At 43.0% G+C, this 24,851-nt stretch carries 23 protein-coding genes; 19 read left to right on the plus strand and 4 right to left on the minus strand.

Going from position 1 to position 24,851, the window contains the following annotated elements:
* Positions 1–6 precede the first annotated feature (6 nt).
* Positions 7–690, plus strand: a complete 684-nt coding sequence (locus tag ACFSJE_RS11875) for a phosphonatase-like hydrolase (protein WP_379831186.1) — start codon at positions 7–9, stop codon at positions 688–690.
* Here the strand turns inward: ACFSJE_RS11875 and ACFSJE_RS11880 are convergent, their stop codons facing one another.
* Positions 691–1,257 (minus strand): helix-turn-helix domain-containing protein, encoded by a 567-nt coding sequence (locus ACFSJE_RS11880; RefSeq protein ID WP_379831187.1) that lies wholly within the window; start codon positions 1,255–1,257, stop codon positions 691–693.
* A gap of 284 nt (positions 1,258–1,541) precedes the next feature.
* Between ACFSJE_RS11880 and ACFSJE_RS11885 the strand changes: the two genes are divergently transcribed.
* From ACFSJE_RS11885 to ACFSJE_RS11950, 14 genes are all read left to right on the plus strand, one after another.
* Positions 1,542–4,706 carry a SusC/RagA family TonB-linked outer membrane protein gene (locus ACFSJE_RS11885; RefSeq protein WP_379831188.1) on the plus strand — a complete coding sequence of 1,055 codons (3,165 nt, stop codon included), beginning with the start codon at positions 1,542–1,544 and terminating at the stop codon, positions 4,704–4,706.
* A 12-nt stretch (positions 4,707–4,718) separates the two neighbouring features.
* Complete coding sequence (locus tag ACFSJE_RS11890; protein WP_379831189.1) at positions 4,719–6,299, plus strand: SusD/RagB family nutrient-binding outer membrane lipoprotein; 1,581 nt, start codon at positions 4,719–4,721, stop codon at positions 6,297–6,299.
* A 5-nt stretch (positions 6,300–6,304) separates the two neighbouring features.
* Positions 6,305–7,975 carry an alkaline phosphatase family protein gene (locus tag ACFSJE_RS11895; protein ID WP_379831190.1) on the plus strand — a complete coding sequence of 557 codons (1,671 nt, stop codon included), beginning with the start codon at positions 6,305–6,307 and terminating at the stop codon, positions 7,973–7,975.
* Positions 7,976–7,980: 5 nt separating this feature from the next.
* Positions 7,981–9,252, plus strand: coding sequence for a ComEC/Rec2 family competence protein (locus tag ACFSJE_RS11900; RefSeq protein ID WP_379831191.1), 1,272 nt, complete (start codon positions 7,981–7,983; stop codon positions 9,250–9,252).
* The gene (gene pbfA, locus ACFSJE_RS11905; RefSeq protein ID WP_379831192.1) at positions 9,230–10,591 is read left to right on the plus strand and encodes a (R)-1-hydroxy-2-aminoethylphosphonate ammonia-lyase; all 1,362 of its coding nucleotides are present in this window, start codon (positions 9,230–9,232) and stop codon (positions 10,589–10,591) included. Before ACFSJE_RS11900 ends, pbfA begins: the two co-directional genes overlap by 23 nt.
* On the plus strand, positions 10,591–12,180 hold the full coding sequence (locus ACFSJE_RS11910; protein WP_379831193.1) for a fibronectin type III domain-containing protein: 1,590 nt from the start codon (positions 10,591–10,593) through the stop codon (positions 12,178–12,180). Before pbfA ends, ACFSJE_RS11910 begins: the two co-directional genes overlap by 1 nt.
* A gap of 4 nt (positions 12,181–12,184) precedes the next feature.
* Positions 12,185–13,264 (plus strand): phosphoglyceromutase, encoded by a 1,080-nt coding sequence (locus ACFSJE_RS11915; protein ID WP_379831194.1) that lies wholly within the window; start codon positions 12,185–12,187, stop codon positions 13,262–13,264.
* A 150-nt stretch (positions 13,265–13,414) separates the two neighbouring features.
* The gene (locus tag ACFSJE_RS11920; protein WP_379831195.1) at positions 13,415–14,047 is read left to right on the plus strand and encodes a Crp/Fnr family transcriptional regulator; all 633 of its coding nucleotides are present in this window, start codon (positions 13,415–13,417) and stop codon (positions 14,045–14,047) included.
* A gap of 63 nt (positions 14,048–14,110) precedes the next feature.
* Complete coding sequence (locus ACFSJE_RS11925; protein ID WP_379831196.1) at positions 14,111–15,844, plus strand: SulP family inorganic anion transporter; 1,734 nt, start codon at positions 14,111–14,113, stop codon at positions 15,842–15,844.
* A 54-nt stretch (positions 15,845–15,898) separates the two neighbouring features.
* Entirely contained in the window at positions 15,899–17,308 is a 1,410-nt protein-coding gene (locus ACFSJE_RS11930) for an MBL fold metallo-hydrolase (RefSeq protein ID WP_379831565.1), read from the plus strand.
* Positions 17,309–17,315: 7 nt separating this feature from the next.
* Positions 17,316–17,696, plus strand: a complete 381-nt coding sequence (locus tag ACFSJE_RS11935) for a rhodanese-like domain-containing protein (protein ID WP_379831197.1) — start codon at positions 17,316–17,318, stop codon at positions 17,694–17,696.
* A 92-nt stretch (positions 17,697–17,788) separates the two neighbouring features.
* Positions 17,789–18,133 carry a rhodanese-like domain-containing protein gene (locus ACFSJE_RS11940; RefSeq protein ID WP_379831198.1) on the plus strand — a complete coding sequence of 115 codons (345 nt, stop codon included), beginning with the start codon at positions 17,789–17,791 and terminating at the stop codon, positions 18,131–18,133.
* 22 nt (positions 18,134–18,155) lie between these two features.
* A complete protein-coding gene (locus ACFSJE_RS11945) occupies positions 18,156–18,425 on the plus strand; it encodes a heavy-metal-associated domain-containing protein (RefSeq protein ID WP_379831199.1) in 270 nt (89 codons plus the stop codon).
* On the plus strand, positions 18,425–19,018 hold the full coding sequence (locus ACFSJE_RS11950) for a Tll0287-like domain-containing protein (protein ID WP_379831200.1): 594 nt from the start codon (positions 18,425–18,427) through the stop codon (positions 19,016–19,018). The genes ACFSJE_RS11945 and ACFSJE_RS11950 overlap by 1 nt, the downstream gene beginning before the upstream one ends.
* Positions 19,019–19,029: 11 nt before the next feature.
* Here the strand turns inward: ACFSJE_RS11950 and ACFSJE_RS11955 are convergent, their stop codons facing one another.
* Genes ACFSJE_RS11955 through ACFSJE_RS11965 form a run of 3 tightly spaced genes read right to left on the minus strand, consistent with a single transcriptional unit; the run spans position 19,030 to position 21,585 of the window.
* Positions 19,030–19,905 carry a sterol desaturase family protein gene (locus tag ACFSJE_RS11955; RefSeq protein WP_379831201.1) on the minus strand — a complete coding sequence of 292 codons (876 nt, stop codon included), beginning with the start codon at positions 19,903–19,905 and terminating at the stop codon, positions 19,030–19,032.
* 5 nt (positions 19,906–19,910) lie between these two features.
* A complete protein-coding gene (locus ACFSJE_RS11960; RefSeq protein ID WP_379831202.1) occupies positions 19,911–20,363 on the minus strand; it encodes a monoheme cytochrome C in 453 nt (150 codons plus the stop codon).
* A 1-nt stretch (position 20,364) separates the two neighbouring features.
* Positions 20,365–21,585, minus strand: a complete 1,221-nt coding sequence (locus ACFSJE_RS11965; protein WP_379831203.1) for a sulfite oxidase — start codon at positions 21,583–21,585, stop codon at positions 20,365–20,367.
* Positions 21,586–21,774: 189 nt separating this feature from the next.
* Between ACFSJE_RS11965 and ACFSJE_RS11970 the strand changes: the two genes are divergently transcribed.
* From ACFSJE_RS11970 to ACFSJE_RS11985, 4 genes are all read left to right on the plus strand, one after another.
* Positions 21,775–21,981 (plus strand): YgaP family membrane protein, encoded by a 207-nt coding sequence (locus ACFSJE_RS11970; protein ID WP_379831204.1) that lies wholly within the window; start codon positions 21,775–21,777, stop codon positions 21,979–21,981.
* A gap of 165 nt (positions 21,982–22,146) precedes the next feature.
* On the plus strand, positions 22,147–22,275 hold the full coding sequence (locus tag ACFSJE_RS11975; protein ID WP_379831205.1) for a hypothetical protein: 129 nt from the start codon (positions 22,147–22,149) through the stop codon (positions 22,273–22,275).
* A gap of 173 nt (positions 22,276–22,448) precedes the next feature.
* Positions 22,449–23,750, plus strand: coding sequence for a TolC family protein (locus tag ACFSJE_RS11980; protein WP_379831206.1), 1,302 nt, complete (start codon positions 22,449–22,451; stop codon positions 23,748–23,750).
* Positions 23,751–23,757: 7 nt separating this feature from the next.
* The gene (locus ACFSJE_RS11985; protein ID WP_379831207.1) at positions 23,758–24,849 is read left to right on the plus strand and encodes an efflux RND transporter periplasmic adaptor subunit; all 1,092 of its coding nucleotides are present in this window, start codon (positions 23,758–23,760) and stop codon (positions 24,847–24,849) included.
* Positions 24,850–24,851: the final 2 nt, after the last annotated feature.

Here is a 24,851-nt window from a genome sequence, read left to right on the forward strand (position 1 = left end):
TAACAGATGAAAGACATTAAGCTTGCAGTTTTTGACATGGCAGGTACCACCGTAAATGAAGATAATGTGGTGTATAAAACGGTGCGGGCGGCATTGGCCAAGGCAGGAGTTGAAGTTTCATTGGATACCGTGCTGGAATTTGGAGCGGGTAAAGAAAAATATAAAGCCATAGCAGATATTTTGGAGGAGACCAAAGCCGAACGAGAGGTTACGGTGGATGCCAAAGCCGTGCATGTTGATTTTAAGGAAATGCTCAAAGAAGCCTATGCCAATTTAGAGGTGACGTCATATGATGGTGTGGAAGAACTTTTTAAAGTGATGCAGTCGCATGGCGTAAAAGTGGTGTTGAATACGGGATATGATTCCAAAACAGCACAATCATTATTGGATAAATTGGGCTGGAAAGTTGGGGAGCAGATTGATGGGTTAGTCACTGCGGATGATGTGGAAATAGGAAGACCTTCATCAGAAATGATTGACAAAGCGATGGAGCTTTTCAATATCACTGACCCCGAACAAGTTTTGAAGGCTGGGGATTCCATGATTGATATCGAAGAAGGTAAAAATGCCAATTGCGGCATTACCGTTGGAGTTTTGACCGGCGCACAGACCCGCGAGCAGTTGGAAAAAGCCAATCCTACCCTAATTCTGAACACGCTGGATGCACTGGAAGGAATCCTTTTTTCGTGATCAGATAAAAAAGTAGACCACCAACATTTTTGAAGGCACTTTCCCCTTGTTAATGGGAACATGGGGAATTCTACCATCAAAAAAGATGGAATCACCCTCTTTTAACAATACCTCTTGGTCACCGATTTCATAATAGCATTCCCCAGTAAGAATGTATTTAAACTCAAAAGCGTCGGTAACAACCTTGTCCCTTTTTGAGTTGGGAAGTACTTCCAACAAGACGCTTTCAAACCCCACCGAGTTCAATTGTTTTCCGAAGATATAATTATAGGTAAAGCCAATGGCCTCGTCTTCTTTTTCAATAACGGTCTGATCGGCTTTTCGGGAGACCAGGAAATTGGACCCATTAACTTTGGGCATACCATCGAAAAAATCGGTCATCTCGGTATCCAAGGCCCCTACAATTTTTAAAAAAACAGGAAGGGAGGGAATGGTCCTGCCATTTTCAATACGGGAAATCAGTCCCGCGGTAACCCCTGCTTGTATGGCAACATCACTGATGGTTTTTTTATTGTTCTTTCGTATGTCCTTGATTCGCTTGCCGATACCAATTAAATAGTCTTCCATAATTTTTTCGTTGGACCTTGCAGTTTAGTATTTATAATATTTCTTCAATTTTCATAAATACGGAAAAAATCCTTAATCGATTGTTAAACAATGACATATTAAAGGATTCATTCCATGCAAGATAGTATAAAAATTGAATATTTGTAAATAATGTTTACGTAACATATCACTGATTCTTTTAACCTTTCCGTATCATTTTTTTAATCTGTTCAAAGGCATGGCTTAACGGTCTTGTTGGATATTTGTTGATAAATAATTAACCAAATTTTACAAATACTCAACAAATGAAAAAATCAATCGTAGCATTTTTACTTGCCTTTACCGTAAGTATTATTGGCTATTCCCAAACCACGTTTTCGGGAACTGTATTGGATGAGAACAATGTACCGTTGCCTGGGGCTTCGGTGGTTGTAAAAGGTAGCACCAATGGGGTGGCTACAGATTTTGATGGAAATTTTGAAATTCAACTTCCCCAAGGGAATGAAATTTTAGTGGTTTCCTATATTGGGTACATTTCCCAAGATTTTGACGCCGCTGGAAGATCAACGGCTACCATAATACTTCAACCCGATTCACAGCAATTGGATGAGGTTGTGGTCACCGCACTTGGTATTCAAAGGGAAAAGAAATCTTTGGGGTATGCCTCCCAAGAACTCGACTCCGAAGAGGTGACCTCTGCACGAGAACCCAACTTGTTAAATGGAATTTCAGGTAAGGTTGCTGGGTTGCAGATTACAAACAGTCCATCTGGATTGGGAGGGTCTGCCCGTGTCTCAATTCGGGGTGATGCGTCCCTGAACATCAATGGAAACTCACCTTTATTTATTGTAGATGGTACTCCTATTAGTAATGAGATTGTGGGTTCTTCCGGGTCTGGTACCCAGGATGTGGATTATGGAAACGGTGCTGCCGAGATCAATCCACAGGACATCGAGTCCATGAACGTGCTTAAAGGTCCCGCTGCAGCTGCACTTTATGGTGCTAGAGCCGCAAACGGAGCCATTATCATTACCACTAAAAAAGGAAAGTCGCAAAGCGGCCGATTGGGAATTACGGTGAACACTGGGGTGACCATCGAAAACATATTATTGTTGCCAGATTGGCAAAATGAATATGGTCAAGGAAACAATCAGCAGTTTGCATTTGTGGATGGTAGCGGTAGTGGTATCGCTGATGGTGTGGATGAAAGCTGGGGTCCACGATTGGATACAGGTTTGTTGATTCCCCAATTTGATTCCCCAAGAGAAGATGGAACAAGAGGAGGTGATTTCTTGGTAAGTGATTCTCCAATTATCGCTACGCCATGGGTTTCCCAACCGAATAACACCAAAGATTTCTTCAATACGGGATACACCAAAACAAATAGTATTGCCATTTCTAAATCTGGAGATATGGGAAATATCCGTTTCTCCTATCAAAATCTGGATCAAGAAGGTGTTGTTCCAAACACGGATTTGCAACGGAACTCTTTCAATTTGAACACGGCCCTTAATCTAACCGATAAGGTAACTTTGAATGCCAACATCAACTACATAAAGACCGATAGTGGAAACAGACCATCCTTGAGCTACGGTACAGAGAGTATCATGTACTTGTTCATTTGGTACGGAAGACAGCTTAACACCAACAACCTTCGGGATTATTGGATGCCCGGAAGAGAAGGTTTGCAGCAGTTCAACTACAACTACAACTACCACGACAACCCTTTCTTCAATGTGTATGAGAACACCAACTCCCAAGACAAGGATAGGGTTTATGGAAATGTGAGCGTCAACTATAAGATCAATGACCACTGGAATGCCATGTTGCGTACCGGTAGGGATTTTTACAGGGACTTGAGAGCTAAGAAAAGAGCGTTTAGTACACAACGTTTCCCATTGGGGTATTATAGAGAAGATAATGTGTTCTTCGAAGAATCCAACACCGACTTTTTGATTTCCTATGACAATACCTTCAATGAAAAATGGAACATCAATATTTCAGGAGGTGGAAACCAATTGAGACAATCGCAGGATTATACGCAGACTGTTGCCCCTCAATTGATCAACCCAGGCGTTTATTCCTTCAACAACAACAGAAGACCTTTGGAGGTTTCATCAAGTGATCGTGAGAAACGAATCAACAGTTTGTATGGTTTTGCACGATTGGCCTATGATGAAAAAGTATATTTGGATATAACAGGAAGAAACGATTGGTCCAGCACCTTGCCAACGGACAACAATTCCTATTTCTATCCATCGGCTACTTTAAGTGCCATTGCCAGTGATATTTTTGAATTACCAGAGTTCGTTTCTTTCGCAAAACTGAGAGCGGCTTACGCTGAGGTAGGTAACGATACCGACCCCTACAGATTGGCGAGTTTTTATACCAACGAAGCACCGTTTGGGGATTATCCAGCGTTGACGGAATCTTCATTGATTCCAAATGCGGAACTAAAACCAGAGATTACCTCTTCTTACGAATTTGGTTTGGATCTAAGATTGTTCCAAAGCCGAGTGAATTTGGATGCCACCTACTACGATGGTAGGACCAAAAACCAGATTATCCCTATTAGTACCGATATCGCCAGTGGGTATACCAGTAAATTGATCAATGCTGGAGAGGTAAGAAATTATGGTTTTGAGGCCATCGCCAGTTTCATTCCGGTGAGAACGGACAACTTTAACTGGAAATCCACTTTCAACTTTTCCACAAACCAAAGTGAGGTGACCGATTTGGGAGGCGTGAACTATACCTTGACTGAACGTAACGGTGCTTTCATTCAAGCTCGTGAAGGAGGTTCTATCAGTGCCATTTACGGTAGAGGGTTCCAACGCGTTGAAGACGTTAACAGCCCATACTACGGTCAAAAGATTTTCAACGACCAAGGAATTCCATTGAGAACAGATGATTTGGTATATCAGGGAGATTATGCTCCTGATTATACGTTAGGTTGGTTGAATAGCTTCAAGTACAAAGCATTCGACCTAAGCTTCCTTTTGGATACAAGACAAGGCGGAATTGTAGTGTCTAGAACCAAGACCATCGGTAGTACTTCAGGGCAATTAAAAGAGACCTTGGAAGGCAGGGAAACTGGAATCGTGGGAGAAGGTGTGGTACAAACAGCACCCGGAGTCTTTACACCAAACACGGTAAATGTTGATGCCAGGACCTGGAACAACAGATATTATGAAAGGGACAACGTTGAAGCGGCCAAATATGATGCTTCCTACACCAAACTTCGAGAAGTGACCTTGGGTTATACCCTTCCGCAACGATTTGTGGATAAGTTGCCCATTACCGGAGCCAGACTTTCTGTAACCGGAAGGAACCTATTGTTGTGGACAGATAACCCCCATTTTGATCCAGAGACTGTTTCCGTTTCCGGAGGCACATTGCAGCCCGGTATCGAGAATATGTCATACCCCAGTGCGAGAACGTACACGTTTAACCTAAGAATCGATTTTTAATTATACCATCTGATGAAAAAATTACAGAATATTCAAAAAATGATTTTCATAGCATTTACAGTGTTATGTATGATCAATTGTACGGATGATTTTGAGCAAATAAACACCAACCCCAACTATCCAGAAAGCGCTGAACCCAGTCTTCTGTTGCCAGGAGTTATGAGAGAGATGGCCTACAACTGGGGAAACCAAGGTTGGGAAGAAGGGTTTACTGTTACGCAGTATGCAGCCAGATTGCAGTTCACCTCTGGTGATACCTACAACTGGTCTCCAACTGGAAACCCATATGACAATGCCTATGCCTCGCTTCGGGATGTTGAAAATATCATTAGAGCGACTATGGATGTCGAGGGCCAAGAAAACTATTATGGAGTTGCCTTGGTGATTAAATCTTGGATCTATTCGTACTTAACGGACGCTTATGGTGATGTGCCCTACACCGAAGCTACGCAAGGGATAAGCGATGATAACATTACACCCACATTTACACCGCAAAGTGAAATTTATGCTGGACTGTTGGCAGATTTAAAAACGGCAAACACGTTGTTGACCGGAGCGGATAACATTTCTGGGGATATTCTATACGGCGGGGATGTTTTAAAATGGAGAAAATTTGCAAACTCCCTACGTCTTCGTTTGGCCATGCGCATCAGTGATGTGGACAATGCAACGGCCGTGGCCCAAATGACTGAGATTGTGGGCAATGCTACAATCTATCCTATTTTTGAAAGCAATGCGGATGCCGCTTTGTTGCAATGGAATTCAGATAATCCTCAGCCTAAGTATGATACCCGTTCTGGAAGTTTTGATGAAGTACGTTTAAGTACAACCTTGGAAACCAGATTGAAGGATTTGGGTGATAGAAGACTGATTGTATTCGCGCAACCTACTACCGCTTCCGAAGAAGGTATCTATTCCCCTAATTTGGATGATTACGTAGGGATGCCCAACGGTTTGGATGATGAAGCAGCCTTGGGGTACAGTCCATCCGGAAATCCAGATGAGTCGGGCTCCAACTTTATTTCAAGATTGGGAATTCTATTGGCCTGTAGGGCATGCAATGTGGAACAAGCCTCGCCAACTGCTTCGCAGACCATTATAATGAGCTATTCCGAACTTCAGTTTATTTTGGCTGAAGCAAGACAACGCAATTTCATAGCCGTAGGTACTGCTGCAGAGTACTATGAAAATGGAATTAGAGCTTCATTTGCCTACTACACCGAAAGAGTCATCGCCGGAGGATGGAGTGAAATCGCTGCCGATATACAAGCATTCGATGTGGATGCATACATCGCACAGGCCGATGTGGCCCTATCTGGAAGCGCAGAGGAACTATTGGCGAAAATCGCCATGCAGAAATGGATTTCACTGTTCTATACCGGTTTTGAAGCTTGGTCCGATTGGAGACGTACGGGCATGCCCGAAGTAATTCCCGGTCCTGATGCTGTAAATGGTGGTAGAGTGCCAGTTCGTTTTCAATATCCAAACTCGGTAAAATCTACCAACAGTGCCAACTATCAAGCAGCGGTAACGCGTATGGGCGCTGATGATCTTAACACAAGACTTTGGTGGGACGTGGCTGATAATAATTAGTCGCGATGAAATTGAACCATATCATAAAAAGTATGGCCATGACCACGGGAATTTTATTCCTGTGGTCTTGTGCTTCCAAAGAAGAAGGAACCATCCAAGGCATTGAGCATGTGGTTATTATTGGTGTCGATGGCATGAGTCCCAATGGGATTCAAAAAGCAAACACACCAATGTTGGATTCCATGGTGCAAAACGGGGCCGCAACCATGCATGCACGTTCCGTTTTACCTTCAAGCTCAAGTCCCAATTGGGCCAGCATGATCATGGGGGCTGATACAGAACAGCATGGCGTCACTTCTAATGGCTGGGAGAAAAATGCGCATGAATTGCCACCCGTAGTCGCAACCAAGAATGGAACCTTTCCAACCATTTTTACCCTTTTTCATGACCAACAACCCAACGCTCACGTCGGTGCTATTTACGATTGGGATGGATTTGGCCGCTTGTTTGAAAAGGAAGATGTGGATTTTGATATTGATGGAGACCATGAGGACAATACCACACAAGAAGCGGTAAACTACATCAAGGCGCATACCCCAAAATTTACCTTTGTGCACTTGGATCATGTGGATCATGCAGGTCATGCCATGGGTCATGGAAGTCCAGAATATTACAAATCGGTTGAAAAAGCCGATTCCCTGATTGCCGAAATCGTCAATGCAACCAAAGAAGCCAGAATTTTTGAAAAGACGATGTTTATTGTATCTGCCGATCACGGTGGATTAGGTTTTGGTCATGGTGGTGAAAGCTTGGCAGAAATGGAAATTCCTTTCATTTTATATGGAGCGGGCATCAAAAAAGGCTATCAAATTGAAGAAACGGTCTATCAATACGACAATGCTCCAACGGTGGCCTATGCCATGGGATTGCAAACTCCACAATCTTGGATTGGAAGACCGGTTAAGGGAGCTTTTATTGGTAATGAAAAACCCAACTTGATTTACAAACGAAAGGAACAGGTGATGCAACCCAAAATTCTTCCAGATGCGGGATATTACGAACCTGCAGGAGGTGTTTTTAAAGCTGATTCCGCAGCGGCGGTCATTCAAAACCCCAATGGATTGGGTGAGATTCGCTATGTGTTGGGAAGTGAAGAACCTACCATGGAAAACAGCACTGCCTATCAAGACACCTTTTATTTAAAAGAGACTTCAGTGCTGAAAGCGGGTATTTTTCAAGAAGGAAAATTGACCAGTACCATTGCAGAAGCTAATTTCAGAATAGTGCCCAAAACCAAGAAGGACCCTGTGAAGTATCGGGTGTTTTATGGAGATAAAATGGAAAAGCTTCCGGATTTTTCAACCCTAACATCGGTTAAGGAAGGGTTTGTGACTGAGTTTTCTCCCAAAGAAGTCATGATGGAAGATGTGCAACAAGAACAAATGGCACTGATTTTTGAAAGCTACTTGGAGATTCCAGAAAAGGGTCAGTATCGATTTTTCACCAACAGCGATGACGGAAGCAAATTGTATGTAGATGGAAAATTGGTAGTGGACAATGACGGCGACCATGGTGTTAAGGAAATTGGAGAAGTAATTGAATTGGAAAAAGGCCGCAAGTTGGTTCGGGTTGAATTTTTTAATGGTGGCGGGGGCTTTCATTTGGATGTAAAATTTCAGGGAGCCAACATACCTAAACAGATTATCCCAGCGAATTTGCTGTATCGCGAAAAATAATACCCATGTACGTTAACCTCAAAAAAAGCAGTTTGTTTGTCTTTGCCCTGACCTTGATGGGAATAAGGGGGCATGGGCAACAACTTCCTGTTTGGGAACCTGGCTTTTTAGATATTCACCATATCAACACGGGCAGGGGTGATGCTGCTTTTATGGTTTTTCCAGATGGAACGACCTTATTGGTGGATGCGGGCGATATGTCCGAGACACATCCCAGAACAACCTCCAGCCGAAATGCTAAGTTGATGCCCAATAGGTCGAAGTCCGCACCGGAATGGATAGTGGACTATATCGACCAATTCATTCCAAAAAATCAAAATCGAGAGCTGGACTATGCCTTGATTACCCACTACCACGATGATCATTTTGGAGAGATTGATTCGCTTCGGAAAATAGCTCCGGGAGGATATCAGCTCACCGGAATTATGGAGGTGGGCACTTTGATGCCCATCAAAAAATTAATAGACAGAGGATTCGAATTTCCCATCAATTTGAAGGATGCGAACGTGCAATCTGAGGCACGATTTTCCAACGATGCCTACGGCATGATTCCGACCTTGAAAGAATATTGGAAATTCATCGCATTTCAATCTAAAAAAGTTGGACTGGAAAACGAGGCTTTAAAAGTAGGGTATACGGACCAAATCGTGCCTAAGCATAATCCAACCGATTACCCTAATTTTTCAGTACAAAACATCGCCTCAAACGGAATCATCTGGACGGGCGAAGGAGAAAACACGTATTCTCTTTTCAAGGAAGGGGAATATCATGGAGAAAACCCGTTGAGCAACGGCATCCGAATCGATTATGGTAAGTTCAACTACTACACCGGAGGGGATATTTCTGGAATCGATGGATTGGGTCAAACTGATATTAACAGTTTGGAATCACATGTAGCTCCGGTAATCGGCCCCGTGGATGTAGCGACCCTCAATCATCATGGAAACCGGGATTCACAGAATCCATATTACGTCAGAACCATTCGGCCTCGGGTTTGGATTCAACAAAACTGGACGGCAGACCATCCGGGAGAAGAGGTGTTGCGAAGGATCACTTCAAAAGCATTGTATCCTGGGGAACGGGACATTTTTTCAACCATTATGTTGCAAGGTGCCAAAGATGTGATCGGGGGAAGGTTGGATCAGTACAAAAGTCAGGAAGGACATATTGTTGTTCGGGTTTATAATGACGGAAATACATACGATATTTATGTGTTGAACGATACATCCGAAGAACGGGAAATACAAGCGAAACATGGACCATACAAAACAAGATAAACAAGAGTACATTGTAGAAGGGGATATTAACCTGACCTCTGGCAGAAAGGAATGGCTAGAGGATGTTGGTGAACGGACCAAAGAGCTTTTGGAAAAAGATGCCAAATACTTTATGCATCAGTCCATGTCCACACCCTGTTTGGATGTGCTGAAGTATTGTGAAGGGTCTTATATTGAAAACATTTCAGGGAAAAAATATCTCGACTTTCATGGCAACAATGTGCACCAAATTGGATTTTCACACCCTAAATTGGTTGCCAGATTGACCGAACAACTTCAAGGACTTACATTTTCTACTCGAAGGTACACCAATGAAGTGGCCATCCAGTTTGCGGAAAAGCTCACTTCGCTGACTCCTGAAGGGCTTAACCGAATTTTGCTCACCCCCAATGGCAGTTCCGCTATCGGAATAGCATTGAAATTGGCACGGGCCGTAACCGGAAAACATAAAGTGGTCTCTTTTTGGGATTCTTTTCATGGAGCTTCGCTCGATGCCATCAGCGTGGGAGGGGAATCTGTTTTTCAAGAGCATATGGGCCCTCTCATGCCGGGTGTTGAACGTATTCCACCTCCGATTACCTATCGCGGTATTTTTGAGGGAAATGAGGACAAGGCTCTGGAATATTTGGAGTATGTGCTGTCCAAGGACAACCAGATTGGAGCCTTTTTGGCAGAGACCATTCGGAATACCGATGTACAGATTCCTTCTGTCACATTTTGGAAAGGTGCCCGTGAGTTATGTACCAAACATGGAGTCCTTTTGATTTTGGACGAAATCCCCATCGCTTTGGGAAGAACCGGAAAAATGTTCGCTTTTGAAGAGTTTGGTATTGAACCTGATATTCTGTGTTTAGGCAAGGGCTTGGGCGGTGGAATCATCCCGCAAGCAGCTATTGTAACTCGTGAAGAATACAACACGTTTGGTCACATATCCTTGGGCCATTACACCCATGAGAAAAGTCCATTGGGAGCCATGGCAGGATTGACCGTTTTGGAAGTCATCGAAGATGAAAAGTTGTTGGAAAAAGTAAAAGCGGATGAAGCTTATATGAAGGCGGCCCTTTACAAACTGCATCGAAAATATTCGCTCATAGGAGATGTTCGCGGCATTGGCCTTTTATGGGGCATCGAATTGGTCACAAACAGAACCACCAAGGAAAAAGCGGTGGCCGAAGCAGAAGAAATTATGTACGAATGTTTAAGACAGGGCTTGAGTTTTAAAGTTTCCAAAGGAAATGTGTTACAACTGTCGCCCCCGTTGACAATTACCCGAGAAGAATTGGACAAAGCCTTGGAAATATTGAACGAGGCCTTCCTAAAAACAAATGCTATAGCCTAATGAAGAAAATCAACCAACTTATTATCTGTTTTCTTGCTGGAGTTTCGGGTTTGTTCGCTCAGAGCGAACCTCAGATTTTAGTACAACCCTATTTGCAGGATGCCGAACCAAATTCCATCACCATTAAATGGGAAACCAGTAGTGGAGAGGAAAGTATAGTGGAGTGGGGTATCACCGAGAAATTGGGAAAAAAGACAGTGGGGATGGCGTATAACATCAATTTTTCAGATTCCAGAATCCATGAAGTGAAACTGACCGGACTAAAACGCTTTACGGAGTACTATTACCGGGTAAAAACTGGGAAGGTCACATCAGACATTTATCAGTTTAAGACCCCGCCCTTTGCCACTGATGAAGAATCCTTCAACATTGTGGCCATGAGCGATATGCAATACGACAGCCAACAACCCAACAAATTTACCGAAATAGTCAACCAAGGAATTTTACAGTATTTGGAAAAGGAATACGGGGGCAAACTCCCGGACAACTTGGCCATGGTTATGATTCCCGGCGATTTGGTTTCCACTGGGAGCGAATACTACCAATGGAAAGAACATTTTTTCGACCCGGCTCAGAAGCTTTTTGCTGAAGTTCCAGTGTATCCCGTGCTTGGAAATCATGAACGGAACTCTATCTTCTACTTCAAATATTTCAGTCTTCCTGAAAATGGCACCCCAGCCTACGCCGAACACTGGTGGTACAAGGATTATGGCAATACTAGGGTCATTGGGTTAAATTCCAATGAAGGTTATCGCGATTTACGGGAACAATACCAGTGGTTGGAAAAGGTGTTGGAGAAAACAGCAAAAAATGAGGATATTGATTTTGTGTTTGCCCAATTACACCATCCCTATAAATCGGAATTGTGGATTCCCGGAGAAGAAGAATCCACAGGAAAGGTGGTAAAGATGTTGGAGGAGTTTTCCACGAAAACGGGAAAGCCCAGCATCCACTTTTTCGGCCATACCCATGCCTATTCCCGAGGCCAATCCCGGGATCACAAACATCTGTGGGTGAATGTAGCTTCGGCAGGAGGCTCCATAGACAACTGGGGTGAGTTTGAAGGTAGGGATTATGATGAGTTTACGGTAAGTGAGGACGAGTACGGATTTGTAATGGTGGAGGTTGATGGCAATCGAAACGACCCCAAATTCACCATCAAGCGAATCAGCCGCGGGAATACGGAACAGCAGCGTGACAATGAACTTCGCGATAGTATCACCGTTTGGCGATTGGAGAAAAAGCCTGATGCTCCCAAGGTGATCGCACCAAAAGATGAAGAGAAAATCACATCAGAATTCACCTTATTGAAGGCAGGCGGGTTTTCAAGCTCGTTGAATGGGGCATTTCATGCGGCATCGCACTGGCAGGTTTCAGAAAGCCAAGATTTTGAAAAATTGGATTTGGACAGTTGGAAACAATATGAGAACTGGTACTACAAGGAAAATCGCCAGAAAGAGGATGACCTCACCGATGAAAAAACCAGACGCCTAAAACCAAATACTACCTACTATTGGCGGGTTCGTTATAGGGATCAAAATCTAAACTGGAGTGATTGGTCCAAAACTGCATCATTTAAAACCGAATAAGAACATGAAAAAAGGAATTCTATTTCTACTAATGGGATGGGCAATCATGGGATTGACCTATGCCCAGAATTCAAACGATACCAAAGTAATATTGATAACCCTAGATGGGTTCCGTTGGCAGGAATTATTCACTGGGGCCGACTCGCTTTTGATGACCAATAAAAGCTATGTGCAGGATACAGAAGGGCTCAAAAAAGCATTTTGGAGAGATACCCCTAAAGAAAGAAGAGAGACGTTGATGCCTTTTTTCTGGAACAAAGTGTCGCAAATGGGACAATTGCATGGAAACAGAACTTTGGGCAGTAAAGTCAATCTTACCAATACCATGTGGTTTTCGTATCCGGGTTATAATGAAATCTTGACCGGAACTGCCGACGATGCCCGAATCCGAAGTAATGACAAAATGCCAAATCCCAATACCACCATTTTGGAGTTGTACAATAATACTGCCGAAGGAAAAGGAAAAGTGGCCGCCTTCGGGAGTTGGGATGTGTTTCCATACATCATCAACGAAGAACGTTCTGGTGTTCCGGTAAACGCTGGTTATGAAAAAGCTACAGGTGATGACCTTACCGAAAGGGAAAAAATGCTCAATGACATCCAACGGCAAGCACCCATCATTTGGGAATCCGTTCGGTTGGATGTATTCACCCACAACTACGCCCTTGAGGAAATGAAAAAGAACCATCCCAAGCTACTTTACATTTCTTACGGTGAAACGGATGATTTTGCCCATGGCGGTTTTTATGATTTTTATCTACAAGCGGCGAATCGGACTGATGCTATGATCAAAGAATTATGGGAGTTTACCCAGCAGGATAAGTTTTACAAGGACCAGACCATCTTTTTGATCACGACGGATCATGGAAGAGGTACTCAACCACTGGAAACGTGGAAAAGTCATGGAAGCGATATAAATGGAGCTGGCGGGGTTTGGTTTGTGACCTTTGGAAAAGGGGTCAAGCCCATGGGAGAAGTTGGCCAAGAGGAGCAACTTTATTCCAACCAAATTGCACCAACAATCTTAAAATACATGGGCGTATTAATTCCAAATGAAATGAAGGGGAGCCCCATGAAACCATAAGAATTTAAGCAGATTTTATATCAGGTATTTTAGTTTAAGTAAATTTGCTCGAAACCCGCATGGATAATGCGGGTTTTTTCGTTTTTAAAGATTTGGGGTTTTCGAAATGTTTTTTTCAAAATATGTACCTTAGAAGGGTATTTTAATTCTATGAAACAAGAGCTTTTAGAAACATTCAACACCTATTTTGAGCAACCCCTTATCGATGAAATTGATGAAGTGGGGAAATTGGTGGAAGTGCCAGCGGGTGAAATCATCATGGATATTGGGAACTATATCAGGAGCATTCCGCTGTTAATTTCCGGGGCCATTAAAGTATTGCGTGAGGATGATGAAGGCGATGAATTGCTGCTGTACTATTTGGAACAAGGAGAAACCTGTTCAGTCACCATGGCTTGTTGCATGGGCCATACCAAAAGTGAAATCAGGGCCATTGCGGAAACGGATGCGGTGATTGTCATGGTGCCCGTTCAAAAAATGGAAGAATGGATGGGCAAGTACAAAGGTTGGCGCAATTATGTGTTTGAAAGCTATCACAACCGCCTAAACGAACTCTTGCAGACGGTTGACAGTATTGCGTTCAAGAATTTGGACGAACGTTTGGTTGAATACCTAAAAAAGAAAGTGGAGGTCACCAACGACAATAAGATTCGAAATACGCACCAAGAAATAGCATACGATTTGCACACTTCGCGTGTGGTGATATCAAGATTATTGAAGAAGCTGGAGAAGATGAAGAAAGTGGTGCTGCACAGAAGCTACATCCAGGTTTTGGATTTGTAGGTATGTGCCCTAGGTTACCCAAAATCATTCTTTTGCACTCTATTTTTGCCTAAAGTTCATTAAATGCTCAAACGGTACTTTCCTTTTTTATCGTGGATGACCACCTACAATCGCTCCCAATTTTATGGAGATGCAATTGCAGGGGCAACGGTAGGAATCATGTTGGTGCCCCAAGGAATGGCCTACGCCATGATTGCAGGGATGCCTCCCATTTATGGACTTTATGCCGCTCTGGTTCCCCAAGTAGTCTATGCGTTGACCGGAACCTCCAGGCAATTGGCGGTAGGACCTGTGGCCATGGACTCCCTGTTGGTAGCGGCAGGTGTTGGTGCCATGCAACTTGCAGGGATAGAAAGTTATATCGCCACCGTACTCTTTTTGACATTACTTATAGGAAGTATCCAATTGCTATTGGGCCTGTTTAATATGGGCTTCTTTGTCAATTTTTTATCGAAACCGGTCATTAGTGGATTCACTTCTGCAGCCGCCATTTTAATAGGTTTGGGCCAATTGAAGCATATTTTGGGCACCGATTTTGACCAATCCAGTAAAATCCATGTGCTTATCAGTAATATTTTTGAAAGTTTGGGGCAGCTAAATTTGAGTACACTCATTCTTGGTGTCGTGGCCATTGGTTTTATACTGGTGATGAACAAAATCAGTAAAAAGATTCCAACACCTCTGTTGATTGTGGTTCTCGGTATTTTGGCAGTGTTCGTTTTGAGGTTGGAGTCCAAAGGTATTCGGGTAGTGGGGGATATTCCCAGTGGATTTCCTTCATTTCAGGTTCCGGGGATACAAATGGATAAAATGGGACAATTACTGCCAATTGCCATTACCGTTGCCCTTTTTGGGTTTATGGAATCCATTTCCATCGCAAAGACTGTTGAAGAAAAGCACCCCGAGTACGAATTGGATGCCAATCAAGAGTTACGTGCTTTGGGAATGTCCAATATTGCGGCCTCATTTTTTCAATCCTTCTCGGTGTCAGGAAGCTTTTCAAGAACAGCTGTCAATGACCAGTCTGGGGCAAGAACCGGAATGGCCTTGATAATTAGTGCGCTACTCATAGCAGGAACCTTGTTATTTCTAACGCCGCTGTTCTACAATTTGCCCAATGCCGCCTTGGGTGCCATCATTATTGTGTCGGTTTTTGGATTGATAGACCTCAAATATCCGTTGCTATTATGGAAAAGCAGAAAAGATGAGTTCCTTTTGTTGGTGGCCACGTTTTTAATGACCTTGTCCATTGGCTTGATTGAGGGGATTTTACTGGGCGTTTTGCTTTCCCTTTTGTTGTTGGTCTATCGGATTTCCAATCCACATATTGCCGTTTTAGGGCGAATCAAAGGCACGGACTATTTTAAAAATGTTAGTCGATTTGCGGAGGAGGTGGAGGTCGATGCAGACAAACTCATCATTCGATTTGATGCCCAATTGTATTTTGGGAACAAGGATTACTTCAAAAAAGAGCTGTACAAGCAAATTCAAAAGAAAGGACCGGCTTTAAAATATGTCATTCTCAATGCCGAAGCCATCAATTATATTGATAGTAGTGCGGCGGTGATGTTGGAGCGTATCGTGAACGACTTAAAGGAAAAGGGAATGGAATTTATCATAACCGGTGCCATTGGACCTACCAGGGATATCTTCCATGACAGCGGACTTTTGGATTGTATCGGAAGACAGAATCTTTTTGTACAGACCTTTGAGGCCGTGGAATATTGCAACCATCATAATACAAAAAGCGAGATACAGGAACGCATATCGCTCCAATCCAGAACCAAGACTTTGTAACTTTGGTAACACTATAAGAGGCAACAGATTGTTATTTTTGGAAAAACCATGAAGATGATAATAGAACAGATTTATACAGGATGCTTGGCCCAAGGGGCCTACTATATAGAAAGTGAAGGCGAAGCTGCCATCATTGACCCACTGCGTGAGGTAAAGCCTTACATTAAAAAGGCGGAAGATAATGGCGCGACCATTAAATATATTTTTGAGACGCACTTCCATGCGGATTTTGTGAGTGGTCACATAACACTATCCAAAGAAACTGGGGCACCTATAGTCTACGGACCAACGGCCCAGCCTTCTTTTGATGCCATCATAACCAAGGATGGTCAAGAGTTTAAATTGGGAAAGATTACCATAAAAGTGTTGCACACACCAGGGCACACCATGGAAAGTTCCACCTATTTGTTGAAGGACGAAAACGGGAAAGACCGTGCCATTTTTAGTGGAGATACGTTGTTCTTGGGAGATGTAGGAAGACCAGATTTGGCCCAAAAAGCGGCCCACATGACCCAAGAGGAATTGGCTGGAACCTTATACGATAGCCTTCGGAACAAAATAATGCCTCTGGCAGATGATGTTATTGTTTATCCAGCACACGGGGCGGGTTCCGCTTGCGGGAAAAACATGATGAAGGAAACCGTGGACACCTTGGGCAATCAAAAGAAAATGAACTATGCCCTACGGGCAGATATGACCCGGGAAGAATTCATCAAGGAAGTGACCGATGGCTTACTACCTCCACCGCAATATTTCCCACTGAACGTGAAAATGAACAAGGAAGGGTATGAGGACATCGATGAGATATTGGAACGCGGTACCCAAGCTTTAAGTCCAGAGGCCTTTGAAGTGGCCGCCAATGAGACTGGAGCTGTGGTTTTAGATGTACGCCATCAAGATGATTTTGCAAAAGGCCACATTCCGCGATCTATTTTTATAGGATTGGATGGAAGCTTTGCGCCTTGGGTAGGTGCTTTGATTGCCGATGTGAAACAACCTATACTTTTGGTAACTCCCGAAGGCAGAGAGGAAGAAACAGTAACCCGTCTTTCACGAGTTGGTTTTGATGGTACATTGGGCTATTTGAAAGGTGGAATTGAAGCGTGGGAAAAAGCCGGTAAGGAAGTGGATACCGTAAAAAGTGTCCATGCCAAGGAATTAAAGCAACTCATGGAGCAAAAAGTCCCCGTGTTTGATGTTCGAAAAGAATCGGAATACAATGCGGAACATGCCGTGGATGCCCATTTGACCCCGTTGGATTACCTGAACGATCATTTGGCTGAATTCCCAGACAAGGAAACCTTTTATATTCATTGCGCAGGAGGATACAGGAGTATGATAGCCGCTTCAATCCTAAAAAGTAGAGGTATCCATAACTTGGTCGATGTGGATTCAGGATTCAGTGCCATGAAGGAGGCTGGCATTCCTATGACCGATTATGTGTGTCCAACAACATTGAAATAAGTAGATCATGCAAAAAGTAGTACGATTGGCTCTCATGAGCTTTGCGCTCTTGTGGGCCTTTTCATGCCATACCCAACAAAAGCCGTTTGTCAAGAAAATAGATAAGGCCACCGTTCAATCTGAAGTCATTGGAAAGGATGTGCAATTGGTGGATGTACGAACCCCAGGAGAATACAAGCAAGGTCATATTGACGATGCCGTTAATTTCAATGTGAACGATGAAGGTTTTGTAAAGCAAATTGAAACTCTGGACAAGACAAAACCAGTTTATCTCTACTGCAAAATGGGAGGTAGGAGCAATCGAGCTGCAGAGCTGTTGAAGAGCAAAGGATTCACGCAAATATTTGACTACACCGGCGGTTACGACGATTGGAGTTCAAAGGACTAGCCAATTTTTCAAACTATTTTTTCTTATGTAACCCGCGTTACTGAACAGGGAAAGTATCCAACTTACATTAGCGACATAAAACTGAAAGGAATATGTCGATACTAAGTTTTCTGTTCAAGGAACAAAGCCTCCCAGATACCATTAAAATTTTGGATAGGGAGGACTATAAAAAGGCCATTTCCAATGGCAAGGTTCAATTGGTGGATGTGCGCACTCGCGCCGAATTTTCATCAGGTCATATAAAAGGAGCCAGTAATATTGACTTTTTTCAAGGGTTAGCCTTTGAGTCGGCTTTTTCAAAATTGAAGAAAGAAAAGCCTGTTTACCTCTATTGTCAATCCGGAAATAGAAGTCAAAAAGCAGCAAGAAGATTGGTGGAAATGGGATTTGTGGAGGTATATGACCTTCGCGGTGGATACAGAACATGGAGCTATTAAGCCTGTAAAAACACAAAAAAATATGAAAACCACTTTCCAAGTGCAGAATCTTAAATGCGGTGGTTGTGCCAAGACCATTTCCAACAAACTTTGGGAAATGGAAGGTATACAAAGTGTGATTGTGGAAAAGGATAGCGCATCGGTTAGCTTTGAGCACAAAGGCACCGATGTCGCTACCTTTGTTAAAGACGCCCTGAAACAATTGGGCTATCCCACAATTGATGATGAAAACGGAATGCTGCTGAAGGCAAAATCTTTTGTAAGTTGTGCCAGTGGAAAAATGCGTCAATAATGAAATACATTGCCATTCCTTTAATAGCTATTCTGTTAACTTTCTCTTGCAAACAGGGGCCAAAGGAATCTGATGTTGTGGAAGCCGCACAACCTAATTACGCGGAAATTGGAATGATGTATGCCCAAGAGACCCAAAAAGTGTTGGGCAAAAACCTGAAAGGTACCATCCAGAATAAAGGTGTTGCAGCGGCGGTTGTGTTTTGCAACGAGCGTGCCTATCCCTTGACGGATAGTATGGCAACCCAATATCAGGCAAATATCAAGCGGGTATCGGACAAGACCCGGAACCCAGAGAACAAGGCCAATGCGGTTGAATTGGAACACATCAATACTTTCAAAAGGCAAATCGCTGCTGGGGATTCCATAAAGCCCATTGTGCAAGAAAAAGATGGCCAGGTCCATTTTTACTATCCCATTATAACCAATGCTTTATGTTTGAATTGTCACGGAACTCCCAATCAAAACATTACTCCGGAAGTAGTGGCGCACTTATCTGAATTGTATCCGGAAGATCAGGCAACAGCATATGGTGTTGATGAAGTAAGAGGTATTTGGAGTATTGTGTTTGATGCCTCAGATGCTTCCAAATAATATTTGAAGACTTATTTCTTAGGCTTTTTGAAGCCATAGACCAACTGCCCCCAGAATCCTTTCGGAAGCTTTTCATCCCCCGGAAACCCCAATTCAATTTTACCGCTGCTTTCTGGGATATAATTGGTGCGGAACATATAATCCCAAAGGCTAAGACTGATTCCATAATTCATCCCGTAGGGATGTCCCTCAGGAAGGTTATACGCATGATGGTACAAATGCATCACCGGATTGTTCAAAATATATTTTAACGGCCCCCAAGTGAGTTTGATGTTGGCATGGTTAAAATGCCCGATGGCAATGGCGGCAAAGTGCACAATATAAGCTTGTTCGGGTTCAAATCCCCCGAGAATCATAACGCCTAAAGTCTTTAAGGGTTTATACAGGATGTTTTCCATCCAATGAAACCTGAGGTGCGCCGCAAAGCCCATTTCCTTCACGCTGTGGTGTACTTTGTGAAATTCCCAAAAGGCCGGAACCCGGTGCAAAAGCACATGGGTGAACCACTGTACAAAGTCCAAAATGATGAAGAATATCAAAAGCTGCAACCATTGTGGCCAGCCTGTAAAATCGATTAGGGACAAACTTTTTGAAGTGATACCAAAATCAGCGAAAAGTACTTCCAACACTTTGTAAACCCCGCTAATGATGATGGCAAAAATGAAGAAATTGAAGAACATGTAGAAAGCATCCAACCAAAAATCCTTCCTAAAAATGGATTGCTCCTTTCGCCACGGGAAGAGGATTTCTAATCCCCATACCAAAAGTGAAATGACAATCAATCCCCAAAAATAATTGGTGTACCAGGGTACTTCAAACATGATGGATTTCCAAGTCCATCGAACCATACCCAAAAATCCGTTTATAAATGCATCAATGTATTCCATGTGAGCTATTTTAACTCATACCATTCAATAGTTTCCAAGTTTTGCCGGCGACCTTTATCGGTTGGTGCATAATTCTTGGCCAAATAGTTTAAAATCAATTCTTCATTGGCTCCCAAATCCCACAGATTTTGGGTTTCCTGCATCCATGTAATGGTGGCTTTCCATCCCTCCCGACTCATTTGGTTCTGCGTCACCAACTTTGCAGAATGGCAACTGGTGCAATTCTGGATGGTAGCTTCCATACCTTCATCATCTACAAACCCAGTGGCGACATGAATGCCATTTTCAATTTTGTCGTAATCTTCGGTGGATTCTTCCACTGGAATGTCTTCTATTTTAGGTTCTGGTGTTCGATTGGCCCAATAATACAATCCGCCAAATAGTACCAAAATCAATACTAAAAAGGAAAGAAGGACTTTGGAAAAGGCACTTACCTGTTTTTGAAATTTGTCCTCCATGCTATACGATTTTCACAGCGATTCGGTGGCAGGCATTGTTGAGATAGCCCTTCGGATTCCATCCGGGCAATACCATGGGTTGACCTTTTCCATTGGAGTCGGTCGCTCTGGCCCAAATTTCATAATATCCTTTTTTGGGAAAGGAAACAGTCGCTTTAAAATGTTGCCACGCCAATCGATTTGCAGGTTTTTCAAGGGAGCAATTCTGCCAAGTGCTGCCAAAATCGATGGAATATTCCATTTTTGAGACTTCCAATTCTCCGGCCCAAGCATGTCCGTTGATGTTCAATTTTTGGCCTTCCTTGATCAGTGCACCGCTTTTTGGATAGGTAATCAAGGATTTCACGGGCATGGATTCAATAATGCACATATTGGATTCGGCAACTTCACTGCCCGGTGCAACCGTTTCACAGGGTACACGGTACGAGGTACCGCCCATTTTTTCACCATCATGAACTTTGTTGCGTACACTGATTCGATTGACCCATTTCCCAGAAGTGGAAGCAGGCCATCCCCCACAGACCAATCGCAATGGATGGCCATGGGCCAAGGGAATATCCTCCCCGTTCATGGAAAATGCCAATAAAGTTTCATCCTGTAGTGCTTTGTCCATGGGAACCCCTCTGGAGATGGGCTCCTTGTTGGGGTCGCTACTTAAATGGGTGTCAGCGGCATGATAGCCAATGTATACGGCATCAGATTTTATTCCGGCGTCCTCAAGAACATCCCGTAGTCGAACCCCGGTCCATTCGGCGCACGAAACTGCACCCACGGTCCATTGGTTGCCTTTTGCAGGCGGATTGAACTCACTCCGTCCATTTCCACCACATTCCAAGGTCAATTGGTAGGTATGGTGTTGGAATTTGCTTTTGAGCTCGCTCAGAGAATACGTTTTTTTGGTTTTGATGGACTCACCATCCAAAGTCAAGGTCCAATTGGATACATCAATACTCTCGGGAATTCGACCGTTATTCCGAATGAACATGAATTTATTGGGGGTGATTTTATCATTCAACAAGTGGGCTTGGGCCTCCATATTCCAAGGTTTATTGTTAAGCACAACCATTTCCTTGTCCTTGTTGAAGAGTTTAAAAGGGTCCGGGTCTTGAAGACCCAACGGTTGGTACCCTTTTGGCATCAGCGCACCATAAACAATGTCCACGCCCAAGATGCTGGCCATGGTTGCCAAAGACATTCCAAACGTAAATTTCCTTCTGTCCATAAATAGAAGATTAAATGTATCGTAAAAATAAGTAAAGCTATGTAACCCAAGTTACCGAATGGTTTGAGCCATTATTGTAGTTTTAAACATGAAGTTTAGAAAGTGGCAGAAATTGGTGATGGTGTGTGTTATCTGCCTCATAATGATTACCTTAATAGTTCTATTGGTAGAAAACATAAACTGAAAATTATGAAAACAAACATGGGCGGTATGGACCGCGTAGTACGATTGATTCTTGCTCTTGTAGTGGTTGCTTTATATTATTTTGGAGTGATTTCTGGAACTTTGGCCACCGTACTATTGGTATTGGCGGGCATTTTCGTATTGACAAGCTTAGTTAGTTTTTGTCCTTTGTATACCCTTTTCGGGATTAATACATGCAAAGTCAAGAATTAGGTTTTTTGGTTGGTTGATGGATAAAGCCGCTTTTGGAAGCGGCTTTGTTGTTTTGATACCATATACAAACTTTCAATAGGAAAATGAACATTGATTTCATGAGGAATATCATATTTTCATGGAAGCGAGCCAATTAAATTTGATTCAATTTAAAACCAATACATTGTGAAAGCACTTACTAGTATTCCATTGGTATCTTGGGAAAACGGCATTTGGATGATAGGGGTATTTGCCCTTGTGGTGGTCGTTCTTGTTGTTGCCGTTTTGGCCTTGATGAACAGCGGCAGCAAATAACCCATTCCAAATTCTAGACATTCCAAATGGACTCCACTTTGGGTTGTCCAAATTTCTCTTTTGCTTGATTTTGAGTGAAATGAAATGCACATGATGACCCTGTTTTGCAATGGTAACTAATGTTACTGTGAGAGCAAATATGCCATCCTAATTTTGCCTCAAAACAAATATAAATGAGGCGTATTTTCACTTTTATTGCATTTGGTTTGATGCAGTGGGCACTCGCTCAAGAACCTGTCCACATTTCATTGGATGATGTCTTGGCTAGGGTGCAAGAGTCCAATGCGAGCATTCAGGTTTCCGATCAGGAAGCCAAAATGGCCAAATACGATTATAGATTTTCAAATTCTGTCTTTTTGCCACAGATTTCCGTATCGCATACGGGAATGGCAACTACAAACCCTTTAATGGCATTTGGGTCAAAACTCAACCAAGGGATTCTGACCCAAGCAGATTTTAATCCAGACTTATTGAACGATCCCGATCAAGTGGAAAACTTTGCCACCGTGGTATCGGTGGAGCAACCTTTGATCAATATGGATGGTTTTTATCAGCGAAAAGCAGCCAAAACCACTATGGAGGCCAAAGAGCTTCAAGCCATGAGAACTAGGGATTACCTCGATTTTGAAGCCCAGAAAGCTTATGGTCAACTGCAATTGGCCTATCGCGCTGTGGAAGTAATGCAAAAAGCATACGATGCAGCAACTGCCAACTTGAACATGGCTCAAAACAGTTATGATCAGGGGTTACTTCAAAAAGCAGATCTATTGGAAGTAAAGGTAAGGGTAACCGAAGTTTCAGATCAGTTGAAAACAGCGAAGAGCAATGTGAAGAATGCTTCAGACTACGTGGCTTTTTTAATGAACGAACAAGGAAACGTCGTTTTTCAACCTACCCAAGAATTGTTGCCTGAAACTATCGGGGAAGCGACTGAAGCTTCCTTGGAGAACAGGGCCGATGTTAAGGCCATGGATTTGGTATCCGAAGCGTATAAAGCAAACATGAGAGCAGATAACATGACCTTTTTGCCAAGGTTGAACGCTTTTGCCAGTTATGAGATGTATGATGATCAAATATTTCAGGCAGATTCCAAAGGATACATTGTTGGGGCAAGTTTGAGCTGGGATGTTTTTAAAGGTTCACAGCGATTTGCCAAGGCAGGAAAAAGCAAAACAAACTATGAAAAAGCACAGAAAGAATACGAACAATACGTCGCCAAAAGTACTATTGAGCTTAAACGCACCAAGCGGTTGGTTGAGGACGCGGAGAACAGGCTCCAGACATCAAAATTGGCTATGGAGCAATCCGAAGAATCATTGAGAATACGTACAAACCGATTTAAAGAGGGATTGGAAAAAACAACCGATTTATTAATGGCCGAAGCCACTTATGCCGAAAAGCAATTGGCCTATTATCAAACCATTTTTGAATACAATCAAGCACAATCCTTACTCACATTTTTAACCAAAGAATAATTGCAACATGAAAAACACTACGATATATAAAAGCATCATTTTAACAATGTCCTTGGGGCTGACCCTAATGGGATGTGGAAGTGACGAAAAACAAACTGTTGATACTTCTGCTGCGGTACCAGTTACAGTTGCTGATGTGGATACGGGCGATAGCTCCACCATTTTGGCAGGAAGTGGTCAAATCAAAGCTGTGAACAGTGCCACCTTGAGTACTCGAATGATGGGCTATGTGGAGTCACTTCCCGTTAAAATAGGTCAGAAAGTAAACAAGGGAGACCTGCTTATTTCCATCAACAATGGAGACCTAAGAGCTAAAAAAGCACAGGTAGAAGCTTCCATTACCGAGGCAACGGTAGCATTCAACAATGCGAAAAAAGACTATGAAAGATTTCAAAACCTATTTAAAGAAAGCAGTGCCTCACAAAAGGAATTGGATGATATGACTGCCCGTTACGAAATGGCCAAAGCCCGATTGGAAGCAGTAAATCAAATGAAAAACGAAGTCAATTCCCAGTTTGCTTACGCCGATATCAGAGCCCCATTTAGCGGTGTGGTTACCAATACCTACATCGATGAAGGCGATATGGCCAATCCTGGAGTGCCCTTGGTTTCAGTGGAATCCCCAGGAACAGGATTTGAGGTAGAGGCCAAAGTAGCCGAAAACAACATTTCTGCCATTAAAGTGGGCACAACAGCCCAAGTTTTGGTGAAAGCATTGGATACCACCATCACAGGTAAGGTTTCCGAACTGAGTGCCTCAGCACAAAATACAGGAGGCCAATATGTAATGAAAGTAAGCTTGGATCAAACAAATGCCAAGATTTTGTCAGGTATGTATGCAACCGTTAGGCTAGAGGCGGAAAATGAGAGCAATGGAAAAACAGTTGTGACTGTTCCGTCCACAGCCTTGGTGCACAAAGGGCAATTGACAGGAGTTTATACGCTCGGACAAGACAATGTTGCTTTGCTGCGTTGGTTGCGTTTGGGTGAGAATTATGGAGATGAAGTAGAAGTGTTATCTGGTTTGTCCAAAGGAGATCAATACATCGTATCAGCAGATGGAAAGCTGTACAATGGAGCTAAAGTAAGCATTCAATAACC

This window comes from Flagellimonas iocasae (genome assembly GCF_042682725.1).
GTDB lineage: Bacteria > Bacteroidota > Bacteroidia > Flavobacteriales > Flavobacteriaceae > Flagellimonas > Flagellimonas iocasae.

Excerpts from the sequence above, each read along its gene's own strand:
- ACFSJE_RS11985 (WP_379831207.1), top strand. The coding sequence starts at position 23,758 with ATGAAAAACACTACGATATATAAAAGCATCATTTTAACAATGTCCTTG.
- ACFSJE_RS11875 (WP_379831186.1), top strand. The coding sequence starts at position 7 with ATGAAAGACATTAAGCTTGCAGTTTTTGACATGGCAGGTACCACCGTA.
- ACFSJE_RS11955 (WP_379831201.1), bottom strand. The coding sequence starts at position 19,905 with ATGGAATACATTGATGCATTTATAAACGGATTTTTGGGTATGGTTCGA.
- ACFSJE_RS11900 (WP_379831191.1), top strand. The coding sequence starts at position 7,981 with ATGTACGTTAACCTCAAAAAAAGCAGTTTGTTTGTCTTTGCCCTGACC.
- ACFSJE_RS11920 (WP_379831195.1), top strand. The coding sequence starts at position 13,415 with ATGAAACAAGAGCTTTTAGAAACATTCAACACCTATTTTGAGCAACCC.
- ACFSJE_RS11935 (WP_379831197.1), top strand. The coding sequence starts at position 17,316 with ATGCAAAAAGTAGTACGATTGGCTCTCATGAGCTTTGCGCTCTTGTGG.
- ACFSJE_RS11885 (WP_379831188.1), top strand. The coding sequence starts at position 1,542 with ATGAAAAAATCAATCGTAGCATTTTTACTTGCCTTTACCGTAAGTATT.
- ACFSJE_RS11945 (WP_379831199.1), top strand. The coding sequence starts at position 18,156 with ATGAAAACCACTTTCCAAGTGCAGAATCTTAAATGCGGTGGTTGTGCC.
- ACFSJE_RS11925 (WP_379831196.1), top strand. The coding sequence starts at position 14,111 with ATGCTCAAACGGTACTTTCCTTTTTTATCGTGGATGACCACCTACAAT.
- ACFSJE_RS11930 (WP_379831565.1), top strand. The coding sequence starts at position 15,899 with ATGATAATAGAACAGATTTATACAGGATGCTTGGCCCAAGGGGCCTAC.
- ACFSJE_RS11965 (WP_379831203.1), bottom strand. The coding sequence starts at position 21,585 with ATGGACAGAAGGAAATTTACGTTTGGAATGTCTTTGGCAACCATGGCC.
- ACFSJE_RS11970 (WP_379831204.1), top strand. The coding sequence starts at position 21,775 with ATGAAAACAAACATGGGCGGTATGGACCGCGTAGTACGATTGATTCTT.
- ACFSJE_RS11940 (WP_379831198.1), top strand. The coding sequence starts at position 17,789 with ATGTCGATACTAAGTTTTCTGTTCAAGGAACAAAGCCTCCCAGATACC.
- ACFSJE_RS11880 (WP_379831187.1), bottom strand. The coding sequence starts at position 1,257 with ATGGAAGACTATTTAATTGGTATCGGCAAGCGAATCAAGGACATACGA.
- pbfA (WP_379831192.1), top strand. The coding sequence starts at position 9,230 with ATGGACCATACAAAACAAGATAAACAAGAGTACATTGTAGAAGGGGAT.
- ACFSJE_RS11895 (WP_379831190.1), top strand. The coding sequence starts at position 6,305 with ATGAAATTGAACCATATCATAAAAAGTATGGCCATGACCACGGGAATT.
- ACFSJE_RS11910 (WP_379831193.1), top strand. The coding sequence starts at position 10,591 with ATGAAGAAAATCAACCAACTTATTATCTGTTTTCTTGCTGGAGTTTCG.
- ACFSJE_RS11980 (WP_379831206.1), top strand. The coding sequence starts at position 22,449 with ATGAGGCGTATTTTCACTTTTATTGCATTTGGTTTGATGCAGTGGGCA.
- ACFSJE_RS11890 (WP_379831189.1), top strand. The coding sequence starts at position 4,719 with ATGAAAAAATTACAGAATATTCAAAAAATGATTTTCATAGCATTTACA.
- ACFSJE_RS11950 (WP_379831200.1), top strand. The coding sequence starts at position 18,425 with ATGAAATACATTGCCATTCCTTTAATAGCTATTCTGTTAACTTTCTCT.
- ACFSJE_RS11915 (WP_379831194.1), top strand. The coding sequence starts at position 12,185 with ATGAAAAAAGGAATTCTATTTCTACTAATGGGATGGGCAATCATGGGA.
- ACFSJE_RS11960 (WP_379831202.1), bottom strand. The coding sequence starts at position 20,363 with ATGGAGGACAAATTTCAAAAACAGGTAAGTGCCTTTTCCAAAGTCCTT.